Source organism: Achromobacter sp. 1011791174, from assembly GCF_059760925.1.
Genome location: NZ_JCBANH010000071.1, coordinates 24,861 through 34,276 on the forward strand (window position 1 = coordinate 24,861; position 9,416 = coordinate 34,276).

Sequence of the window (9,416 nt, forward strand, 5' to 3'; positions counted from 1 at the left end):
CCGCCCATGTCGTCCTCGCTTCCCGCGCCCGGCGCCGTGCTGTTGCTGATCGACCTGCAGCAGGCCATCGATCATCCCAGTTGGGGCCAGCGCAACAATCCCCAGGCCGAGGCGCAGATCGCGCGTCTGCTGGCGCACTGGCGCGGCCAGGGCTGGCCGGTGTGGCATGTGCGCCATGATTCCACGCATCCGCAATCGCACTACCGGCCGGGCCAGCCGGGGCATGCCTTCAAGCCGGAAGCCTTGCCGGCGGCCGGCGAGCCGGTCATCGGCAAGCAGACCAACAACGCCTTCATCGGCACCGGCCTGGAACAGCGGCTGCGCGACGCGGGCCACGACGCCCTGGTCGTCGCCGGCGTCATCACCAACAACTCGGTCGAGGCCACGGTGCGCATGGCGGGCAACCTGGGTTTTCAGACCTGGCTGGTGGCCGACGGCTGTTTCACCTTCGGGCGCAAGGACTGGAACGGCGCGCCGCGCGGCGCGGACGAGGTGCATGCCATGTCGCTGGCCAACCTGGACGGCGAATACTGCATGGTGGTCACGGCCGAGGCGCTGCTCGGCCGCTTTGCCTGAGCGGGACAGCACACTAGGGCTGGGCGGACGCCGGCGACGCGTCGGGCGGCGCGCTGCCGACGGCCTCGTCGCGCGGCACATTGCCGATGGCCTTGTTGACCGTCACATAGCGCGTGGCCAGCCGCCCTACACTGGCGGCCAGGTCGCGCCGCGCCTGCAGATAGCGCCGCTGGCTGTCCAGCGCCACGGTGTAGTCCACCGCCCCGCCCTCGTAGCGCGCCAGCGCCAGCTTGCAGGCGTCGCCGGCGCTGCGCGCGCGCTCGGCCAGCTGCCGGGCCTGCTGGCGTTCGGCCGTGTAGGCGTTGAGCGCGTCGTCGATCTCCTGCCAGGCCTTGAGCACGGTCCGCTGGAAGTCGACCGCCGCTTCCTGCTGCTCCAGCTTGCGCAGTTCCACCACGCTCTTGCGGCGGCCATGGTCGAACAGCGGCAGGCTCAGGCTGGGGCCGATGGACCAGGCCCGGCTGCCCCAGTCCGAGAACTCGCCGCTCAGGTACGACTCCAGGCCAACATGCGCGCCCAGGCGAATGCTGGGATACAGGTCGGCCTGGGCCACGCCGATGTTGGCGGTGGCGCGGTGCAGCCTGGCTTCGGCGGCGCGGATGTCGGGCCGGCGCCGGGCGACCTCGGAAGGCAGGCCCAACGCCAGGTCGGGCAAGGCCGGCGCGCCGGTGGCGGTGCTCTTGCCCGCGCCTTTGCCCCTGTCCATGTTGATGCCCGCGCCCGTCTCCTGATCCGCCAGCTCGTCGCGCAATGCCCCCGGCCGCTCGCCCAACAGCAGCGCGATCTGGTTGATGCTGGCCGCCGCCTGCGCCAGCAGCGGCGGCAGTTGCGCGCGGGTATCGGCCAAGTCGGCGCGCTGCTGCTCCAGGTCCAGCTGGCCCACCGTGCCGCCCCGGGCGCGCGCCGCCAGGATACGCATGCGGTCTTCCAGCGCGGCGATGTCCTCGCGCGCCAGCCGGATCTGGCGCTGGGCGGTGCGCAGTTCGAAGTAGTTGCGCGCCAGGTCGCTGGCCAGCGTCAGCCGGGCCAGGTCCAGCAGCGCGGCCTGGCGGACTACGTCGGCGTCCGCCCCCTCGATGGAGCGGCGCACGCGGCCCCACAGGTCCAGTTCCCAGGACGCGTCGAAGCCGGCCTGATATAGCGTGAAAGGCTCGCTCAGGGCCTTGGCCAGCGTCTCGCGGTCGCCGCCGATGGCGTCGATCATGCGGGTGCCGGCGCCGTACTCGCTCTGCCGCTGGCGCGTGATGCCGCCGCTGGCGTCGATCTCCGGCGCGCGCTGCGCGGCGCCGACGCCGCGCTGGACCCGCGCCTGCGCATAGCGCAGCGCTGCGGTGCGCAGGTCGGGACTGGCGGCGACGGCGCGCTGCTGCAACTGGTTCAGCACGGGGTCGCCGAACGCCAGCCACCATTGCGAGGGCAACGCCGGCGTGGCCGTCAGCGGCGCGCGCAGCGCGTCGTCGGCGCTGCGCCAGCTGTTCCAGTCGTCGGGCGCCGCCGTCTCGGGCCGCGTGAAATCCGGCCCCACGGCGCAGCCGGCCAGCGCGAGCGCCAGCGCGCAGGCGGTCAGGACGAGACGCGGGGAACACGGAAAAACGCGCCGAAAAGAATGGGATGAATCGGACATGGCGATACTCGATGTCAGGACATGCGGTTGCGGAACAGCCACGCGGCCAGGGGCAGCGTCACGGCGGCCAGCAGCAGCAAGGGAATGAAGTCGACGCCGATCTCGCGCCAGCCCGCGCCTTCCAGGTAGACGCCGCGCACGATGTTCATGCCGAAGCGCAGCGGATTGACGTAGGTGGCGAGCTGCAACGCCTCGGGCATGTTGCGCACGGGCGTGAGCAGGCCGGACAGCAGCATCAGCGGCATGATCACCAGGAAGGTGTAGAGCATGGCCTGCTGCATGCTGTTCGACAGCGCGGAAATCGACAGCCCCACGCCGACCACGGCGATGTTGAAGCTGAGCAGCCCGAAGTACAGCAGCCACACCGAGCCGTTCATCGGTATCTGGAACCAGAAGCGGATGATCAGGAAGATGATGGTGGACTGGATCAGCCCCACCAGGATGGCCGGCAGCGCCTTGCCGATCAGGATCTGCATGGGCGTGAGCGGCGTGACCAGCAGCTGGTCGAAGGTGCCCTGCTCGCGCTCGCGCGCCACCGACAGCGCGGCCAGCAGCAGGGTCTGCAGCATGCTCAGCGCGGCGATCAGGCCGGGCATCAGGGTCCAGCGCGATTCCAGGTTGGGGTTGTACCAGGCGCGCCGTTCCACGGCCACGCCCGGGGCCTGGGCGCCATGCCGCGCGTTGAAGTCGGCCACGATGGACGCCAGGTAGCCGCCGGCGACGCCGGTGGTCGAGGAATTGCGGCCGTCCAGGATGACTTGCAGCGGCGCGCGCTGCCCGGCCGCCAGCCGGTCCTGGAAGTCGGCGGGAATGCTGATCACCATCAGCGCCTTGCCGGCGTCGATCTGGCTCGCGATCTGGTCGGACGAGGTCAGCGTGGCCGCGCGCGTGAAAACGCCGGCGCCGTCCAGCCGCGCCAGCAGTTCGGTCGATGCCGCGCTACGGCTCTGGTCCAGCACCGCGTAGGGCGCGTGGTTCAGGTCGTAGGTGGCGCCGTAGCCGAACAGCAGCGCCTGCATCAGCGCCGGCGCGAACAGGATCACGCGGCTGGACGGCTCCTTGATGATGGCCAGCAGTTCCTTCAGGATCAGCGCGCCGATCTGGGCCAGGGTTGCGATGAGGGCAGGCATGGATCAGTCCAGTTTCTTCTTCAGCGTGCGCCGGGTCGCCCAGGCCAGCGCCAGCGCGTAGCCGCACAGGATGGCCGAGCTGCGCAGGATGGTGGGCCAGTCGTTGCCGGCCAGGAACAGCGTCTTGATCAGGCCCATGAAGTGCGTGGCGGGCAGCACGTAGCTCACGGCCCGCACGACCGCCGGCACGTTGCGCAGGTCGAACACGAAGCCGGACAGCATCATTGCCGGCATGAAGCTGGTCAGCAGCGCGATCTGGCTGGCCTGGAACTGGTTGCGCGTGACGCCCGAGATGAACAGTCCCAGCAACAGCGAGACGGTCAGGTACAGCATCGAGCCCAGGAAGATGATGAGCAGCGAGCCGCGCATCGGCACCTCGAACAGGAAGCGCGCCGCCAGCAGGCACAGCAGCAGATCAATGGCGCCGATGGCCAGGTACGGCGCCAGCTTGGCCAGCACCAGCTCGCCCGGACGCACCGGCGTCACGAACAGCGATTCCAGCGTGCCGCGCTCCCACTCGCGGGCGATCAGCAGCGAGGTCAGGAAGGCGCCGATCAAGGTCAGCACCAGCACCAGCAGGCCGGGCACCAGGTACCAGGTGCTGATGCCCGCCTCGTTGAACCACATGCGCTGCACCACCTCGACGCCGGCGCCGGCCGGCTTGCCGCCCGCGCGCTCGGCTTGGCGCTGGGACCAGAGGCCGATGACGCCGCCGACATAGCCTTCCAGCGTCTGCGCGGTGGTGGAGTTGCTGCCGTTCAGCACCAGCTGCACGCGCGCGCCGCCGCCCTGCCCCGCCGCCAGGCGGCGCGAGAAATCCGGCGGCACGCGCACGATGGCGTCGACCTCGCCCGCGCGCAGGCGCGCCTCGGCCTCGGGCATGTTGGCGCTCCAGGACGGCGCCAGGTAGGCCGTGCCCCACAGCCCCTGGACCGCCTCGCGCGCGCCGGGCGAGACGTCTTCCATGACCACGGCCAGCGGCGCGTGCTTGACGTCGAACGACAGGCCGTAGCCGAACAGCAGGATCAGCGCGGCGGGCAGCAGCAGGCCCACGGCCATGTTGCTCTTGTCGCGCAGCATCTGCCGCACTTCCTTGCGCAGCAGCGCCAGGAAGCGGCGCAGGAATCCGGACCCGCTCATGCCTGGCCTCCGGCGGCGCGGGCGCGGCCCTGTTCGACGATGGCGATGAAGGCGCTGTTCATGTCGGCCGCGCCCGCGCCGCCGGCCTGGGCGCGCACCGCCCGCGGCGTGCCCAGGGCCAGCATGCGGCCCGCGTCCTGGATGGCGATGCGGTCGCAGTATTCCGCCTCTTCCATGAAGTGCGTGGTGATGACGATGGTGACGCCGCTTTGCGCCAGCGCGGTGATGGCGCGCCAGAACGCGCGCCGCGCCAGCGGGTCGATGCCGCTGGTCGGTTCGTCCAGGAACAGGATCTCCGGCTCGTGCAGCAGGCCGGCCGCCATGGCCAGGCGCTGCTTGTAGCCGCCGGGCAGCAGGCCGCTGACCGCCCGGGGGTCCAGGCCGAACTGGTCCACCATTGCGGCCACGCGCTGGCGCCGGGCCTGGCCGCGCAGGCCGTAGGCGCCGCCGAAGAATTCCAGGTTCTCGCGCACGGTCAGGTTGCCGTACAGCGCGAACTTCTGCGACACATAGCCGACGCGCCCGCGCGCCTGGGCGCGGGCCGTGCGCAGGTTCAGGCCCGCCACTTCCAGATGGCCGCTGGTGGCGGGCAGCAGCCCGCACAGCATGCGGAAGGTGGTGGTCTTGCCGGCGCCGTTCGGCCCCAGCAGGCCGAAGATCTCGCCGCGCGCCACCTCGAACGAGGTGCTGGCCACGGCGGTGAAATCGCCGAAGCGGCGCACCAGGTCGCGCACCACGATCACCGGGCCGTCGCCGCCGTTCCTGGCGGACGCGGTGGCCTGCGCCATGTCGTCCGCCCGGCCGTGCGCCATACGCGGCGCGGACGCGCCGGCGTCCTGGTGCTGGCGCAGCATCATCATGAACGCGTCTTCCAGCTCTTCCGGCCGCGCCTGGTGCGCGACGCCGCCCAGCAGCGCGTCCAGCGCGCGCGGATCCGCGTCCGGCTGGCGGATGTAGCGCACCGCGCCGCCCTTGGGCACCGCGTCCACGATCAGCGCGTCGGCGTCGATCAGGCGCGCCTGCAGGTCGCGCGCGGGCGTGTCCGGCGGCGGCGTGGCGGTAAAGGTCAGGCCGCGCGCGCGCGCCGTCAGGCGGGCCGGCGCGCCTTCGGCCAGCAGGCGGCCCTGGTGCAGGACGAAGACCTGGGCGCAGCGCTCGGCCTCGTCCATGTAGGCGGTGCTGACGATCACGCTCAGGTTCTCGTCGTCGATCAGCTGCCGCACGATCTTCCACAGGTCGCGCCGCGACAGCGGATCGACGCCCACGCTGGGCTCGTCCAGCAACAGCAGGCCCGGCGAGCGCACCAGCGTGCAGGCCAGCCCCAGCTTCTGTTTCATGCCGCCGGACAGCTTGCCGGCCGGGCGGCCGCTGAAGCGCGCCAGGTCGGTCATCTCCAGCAGGCGGGCATAGCGTTCGCGGCGCGCCGCCTGCGGCACGCCGTGCAGGTCGGCGTACAAGTCCAGGTTCTCCTGCACGCTCAGATCCTCGTACAGGCCGAAGCGCTGCGGCATGTAGCTGATGCGGTCCTGCACCGCCTGCGGGTCGCGCGTCACGTCGATGTCCAGCACCCGCAGCGCGCCGTCGTCCGGCCTGAGCAGCCCGGCCAGCATGCGCAGCAGCGTGGTCTTGCCGGCGCCGTCCGGGCCGACCAGCGCTGTCAGCTCGCCCGGCCTTATGCGCAGCGACACGTCGTCGACCGCCCGCAGCGGGCCGCCGCCGGGCGCTTCGAAGGTCTTGCGCAGGCGCTCGGCGACCACCGTGGCGCTGGCCTCGTTCATTGCGCGGCGTCCGCGGCCATGCGCACCGTGGCCGGCTGCCCCAGGCGCAGCGCATCTTGCGGGTCGTCGACCCGCACGCGCACTTCGTAGACCAGGCTGGTGCGCAGCTCCTCGGTCTGGACCGCCTTGGGCGTGAACTCGGCCACCGACGAGATGTAGCCGACCTTGCCGGCGATGGGCTTGTCGGGCTGGCTATCGGTCTGGACCCGCGCCGCCATGCCCGGCTTGACCTTGCCCAGGTCGGCCTCGCCCACGTAGATGCGAACCCACTTGGGCTGCGCCAGCGCCAGCGCGTAGACCGGACGCTGCGGCGTGGCCATGTCGCCCGGCTCCAGCAGGCGCGAGCGCACCACGGCGTCGGCGGGCGCTTTCAGCTCGCCCTGCGAGATCTGGTGCCGCAGCAGCGCCAGCTGGGCCTGCGTGGCCTGCAACTGGGCCTCGGCGCCAGCGATGTCTTCCTTGCGTGGGCCTGCCTCGGCCAGGCGCAGCGCTTCGCGCTGTTCGTCCGCCTGGGCCTGGGCCACCTGCGCGGCGCTGCGGGCGCGGTCCATGTCCTGGGCGCTGACGCCGCGCCCTTGCGTGTTGGCGGCGATGCCGCGCAGCCGCGCCAGGTCCTGCTGGGCACGCGCCGCGTCGGCCTGCGCGGCGACGAGCCGGCTGCGCGCCTGGGCGATTTCCTCGGGACGCGAGCCGTTGCGCAGGCGCAGCAGCGTCTGTTGCTGCGCGTCCATCTGCGCCCGCGCCTGATCGGCCTGCAGCGCCAGCGTGCGCGTGTCCAGCACGGCCAGCACGGCGCCGGCCCGCACGCGGTCGCCCTCTTCGGCGCGCAGTTCCTGCACGCGGCCATTGCCGTCGAAGGCCAGCGAGATCTGGCGGATGTCCACGTTGCCGTAGTAGACGAGATCGCCGCCGCTGTCGCGCTGGCTGTAGCGCCAGCCACCCCAGGCGGCAAGCGACAGGGCCGCGACGGCGGCGATGAGGATGATGGGCTTTTTCATGGTGGGGATTCCCGGGGGGCCGGGCGGTGGCGGGCGGTTCGCGTTCGGCGTTGGGATCGGGTCGACGAATAAATTCTAAATTTAAATTGAATTTAAAGTCAACGTCGCGCAAAATTGCGGCGTACCCCAACACAGCAGGAATTCAGGATTCATGAAGAAGGCAGCCCGCGCGCCACGCCCTGACGGCGAAGCGACCCGCGCACGGATACTCGAGGCGGCCGGCGAACTGTTCGCCGCCCATGGTTACGCCGAAGCCGCCAGCAAGGCCATCGCCGCGCGCGCCGAGGTGGACCTGGCCTCGATCAACTATCACTTCGGCAGCCGCAGCGGGCTTTACCAGGCCGTGCTGGCCGAGGCGCACCGCCGCCTGATGGACGTGGCCGACCTGCAGCGGCTGGCGCAAAGCCGGCTGGCCGCGACGGACAAGCTGCGCGCGGTGATCGGCCATCTGGTCGGGAACGCGCTGAGCGGCGCGGAGAACTGGCACATCAGCGTGCTGACGGCGGAAATACTCGCGCCCTCCTCCCATATCCAGGTGCTGTTCGAGTCCGAAATCCCGCGGAAGATCGCGGTGGTCATGGCCATCGCCAGCGACATCAGCGGCATTCCCCAGGACGATCCCGCGCTGCAACGCTGCCTGCTCAGCGTCATCGCGCCCTGCCTGCTGCTGCAGATCGGCCGGCGCGGCGTTCCCGGGCCGGTGCAGGCGATGCTGCGAATGCCCGCCGAGACGCTGGTGGACCACCTGAGCCGCTTCGCGATCGCCGGGCTGGAAGCCATCGGCCGCGACTACGCCGACAGCGCGCCCACCCGCCGCAAGAAGAAATAGCCGCGGATGCGGGCGACGATCCTGACTCAGAGCTGAATATTTGCTCGCATCAGCGCCGATACGGATGCATCGTCAGGCGACGGTATCGAACGACCCCGTGCGCGGCGGCTGCCCCTCGCGCAGATAGCGCGTCAGCAACACGCCGCCCGACGTGCTGCCCGCGTGCGCCAGCCTGAACGCCGACGGCTGCGCATCATCGCCGAACATGCGCCGGCCGCGTCCGAACATGACCGGATAGACCAGCAGCCACAGATCGTCCACCAGGCCCGCCGCCAGCAGCTGGCGCACCATGTCGCTGCTACCGAAGGTCAGCAGGTCGGGGCCGTCCTGGCGCTGCAGCGCGCGCACCGCGTCGACCAGATCGCCCCGTAGCGCCTGGCTGCCGCGCCAGGGCAGCGCCTCGGGCCGGTGCGTGGCCACATGCTTGGTCGCGCCGTTCAGGCGGTCAGCCAGATGGCGGGTGGGTGAATCGGCCGGTATATGCGGCCAGTGGCCCGCGAAGATGTCATAGGTCCGGCGGCCCAGCAGCAGCTCGAACGGAGCCGCCATCAGGTTCCGCACATGGCTGCCGATGATCTCGTCGGCATATGGCACCATCCAGCCGCCATAGGGGAAGCCGCCGCTGGTGTCTTCCTGCGGTCCGCCGGGAGCCTGGACCACGCCGTCCAGGCTGATGAAAGTCGAAACGACGAGCTTGCGCATGCTGTTCTCCGGTTGGCGGGCCCGACGGGCCCTCTGCCACGACGAATCAACGGCCCTGGAATCGACACAAGGTCACAAATAACGCCTTCCGCGCACACCCGGCAACGCCCGACACCGCCCGTCACCAGCCCGCAAACATCGGTCACGCGAAAGCTGTTTCGGAACGATTACAGCGCTGAACGCCGGCCGCGCGCGCCAGCCTAACTCCTGCGAGCGCAAAAAAGGCGTCGACCGCGCCGGGCGCTCGCCAGGAGCCGCAACATGAAAAGGACCCTATTGCTATCGCTGGCGCTTGCCAGCATGTTGTCAGGATGCGTGGTGGTGCCGGCGCGGCCGGCGTACTACTACCATCCTGGCTACTACCACCCGGGCTACTACTATCCGGCCTATCCGGCCTATCCGCACTACTATTACCGCTGACGGTCCCCATCCCCGCCGAGCCAGGAAATGCCATGAACGCCATGCAAAGAATCAGGCTCTTCCAATCGCTGGCCGCGTTGGCCGCGCTGACCGTCAGCGCCGCCGCCCTGGCCCAGGCCTATCCGCCGCCAGCGGCGCCCCCGGCCCCGGCCGACCCCGCCTATGACGCGTCGGATCCCGCCAACGCCTATCTGGCGCCGGTGGACCGCAGCCCCACCC

9 protein-coding genes and 1 pseudogene are annotated in these 9,416 nt (G+C 70.7%); 4 read left to right on the forward strand and 6 right to left on the reverse strand.

The genetic code is table 11. The annotated features are described in order from the left end of the window. Positions 1-6: 6 nt before the first annotated feature. The gene (locus AC6LJ5_RS21530; RefSeq protein ID WP_103274138.1) at positions 7-576 is read left to right on the forward strand and encodes a cysteine hydrolase family protein; all 570 of its coding nucleotides are present in this window, start codon (positions 7-9) and stop codon (positions 574-576) included. Positions 577-589: 13 nt separating this feature from the next. Here the strand turns inward: AC6LJ5_RS21530 and AC6LJ5_RS21535 are convergent, their stop codons facing one another. From AC6LJ5_RS21535 to AC6LJ5_RS21555, 5 genes are read right to left on the reverse strand one after another with little or no spacing between them, the layout of a single operon-like run. Further along, entirely contained in the window at positions 590-2,200 is a 1,611-nt protein-coding gene (locus AC6LJ5_RS21535; RefSeq protein ID WP_498141562.1) for an efflux transporter outer membrane subunit, read from the reverse strand. Positions 2,201-2,214: 14 nt separating this feature from the next. Beyond that, on the reverse strand, positions 2,215-3,330 hold the full coding sequence (locus AC6LJ5_RS21540; RefSeq protein WP_498141563.1) for an ABC transporter permease: 1,116 nt from the start codon (positions 3,328-3,330) through the stop codon (positions 2,215-2,217). A 3-nt stretch (positions 3,331-3,333) separates the two neighbouring features. Continuing rightward, positions 3,334-4,470 (reverse strand): ABC transporter permease, encoded by a 1,137-nt coding sequence (locus AC6LJ5_RS21545; RefSeq protein WP_498141564.1) that lies wholly within the window; start codon positions 4,468-4,470, stop codon positions 3,334-3,336. After that, positions 4,467-6,248, reverse strand: a complete 1,782-nt coding sequence (locus tag AC6LJ5_RS21550; RefSeq protein WP_498141565.1) for an ATP-binding cassette domain-containing protein — start codon at positions 6,246-6,248, stop codon at positions 4,467-4,469. The genes AC6LJ5_RS21545 and AC6LJ5_RS21550 overlap by 4 nt, the downstream gene beginning before the upstream one ends. Further along, the gene (locus AC6LJ5_RS21555) at positions 6,245-7,246 is read right to left on the reverse strand and encodes an HlyD family secretion protein (protein WP_392409968.1); all 1,002 of its coding nucleotides are present in this window, start codon (positions 7,244-7,246) and stop codon (positions 6,245-6,247) included. The genes AC6LJ5_RS21550 and AC6LJ5_RS21555 overlap by 4 nt, the downstream gene beginning before the upstream one ends. A gap of 151 nt (positions 7,247-7,397) precedes the next feature. On the opposite strand from AC6LJ5_RS21555, the gene AC6LJ5_RS21560 reads away from it, so the two are divergent. Then, positions 7,398-8,075: a TetR/AcrR family transcriptional regulator gene (locus AC6LJ5_RS21560; RefSeq protein WP_392409967.1), complete on the forward strand. Its 678-nt coding sequence runs from the start codon at positions 7,398-7,400 to the stop codon at positions 8,073-8,075. Between the two features lie 72 nt (positions 8,076-8,147). On the opposite strand, the gene AC6LJ5_RS21565 is transcribed toward AC6LJ5_RS21560, so the two are convergent. Continuing rightward, positions 8,148-8,777, reverse strand: a complete 630-nt coding sequence (locus AC6LJ5_RS21565) for a dihydrofolate reductase family protein (protein WP_498141566.1) — start codon at positions 8,775-8,777, stop codon at positions 8,148-8,150. A gap of 261 nt (positions 8,778-9,038) precedes the next feature. Here AC6LJ5_RS21565 and AC6LJ5_RS21570 point away from each other — a divergent pair, with 261 nt between their 5' ends. Continuing rightward, the gene (locus AC6LJ5_RS21570) at positions 9,039-9,197 is read left to right on the forward strand and encodes a hypothetical protein (RefSeq protein WP_392409965.1); all 159 of its coding nucleotides are present in this window, start codon (positions 9,039-9,041) and stop codon (positions 9,195-9,197) included. Between the two features lie 32 nt (positions 9,198-9,229). Beyond that, positions 9,230-9,416: pseudogene (locus tag AC6LJ5_RS21575) on the forward strand (adenylate cyclase); the annotation flags it as partial.

What these genes read in the sequence shown, in the direction of transcription:
- AC6LJ5_RS21565 (WP_498141566.1), bottom strand. Translation starts at nt 8,777, where the DNA reads ATGCGCAAGCTCGTCGTTTCGACTTTCATCAGCCTGGACGGCGTGGTC.
- AC6LJ5_RS21540 (WP_498141563.1), bottom strand. Translation starts at nt 3,330, where the DNA reads ATGCCTGCCCTCATCGCAACCCTGGCCCAGATCGGCGCGCTGATCCTG.
- AC6LJ5_RS21545 (WP_498141564.1), bottom strand. Translation starts at nt 4,470, where the DNA reads ATGAGCGGGTCCGGATTCCTGCGCCGCTTCCTGGCGCTGCTGCGCAAG.
- AC6LJ5_RS21570 (WP_392409965.1), top strand. Translation starts at nt 9,039, where the DNA reads ATGAAAAGGACCCTATTGCTATCGCTGGCGCTTGCCAGCATGTTGTCA.
- AC6LJ5_RS21550 (WP_498141565.1), bottom strand. Translation starts at nt 6,248, where the DNA reads ATGAACGAGGCCAGCGCCACGGTGGTCGCCGAGCGCCTGCGCAAGACC.
- AC6LJ5_RS21560 (WP_392409967.1), top strand. Translation starts at nt 7,398, where the DNA reads ATGAAGAAGGCAGCCCGCGCGCCACGCCCTGACGGCGAAGCGACCCGC.
- AC6LJ5_RS21530 (WP_103274138.1), top strand. Translation starts at nt 7, where the DNA reads ATGTCGTCCTCGCTTCCCGCGCCCGGCGCCGTGCTGTTGCTGATCGAC.
- AC6LJ5_RS21555 (WP_392409968.1), bottom strand. Translation starts at nt 7,246, where the DNA reads ATGAAAAAGCCCATCATCCTCATCGCCGCCGTCGCGGCCCTGTCGCTT.
- AC6LJ5_RS21535 (WP_498141562.1), bottom strand. Translation starts at nt 2,200, where the DNA reads ATGTCCGATTCATCCCATTCTTTTCGGCGCGTTTTTCCGTGTTCCCCG.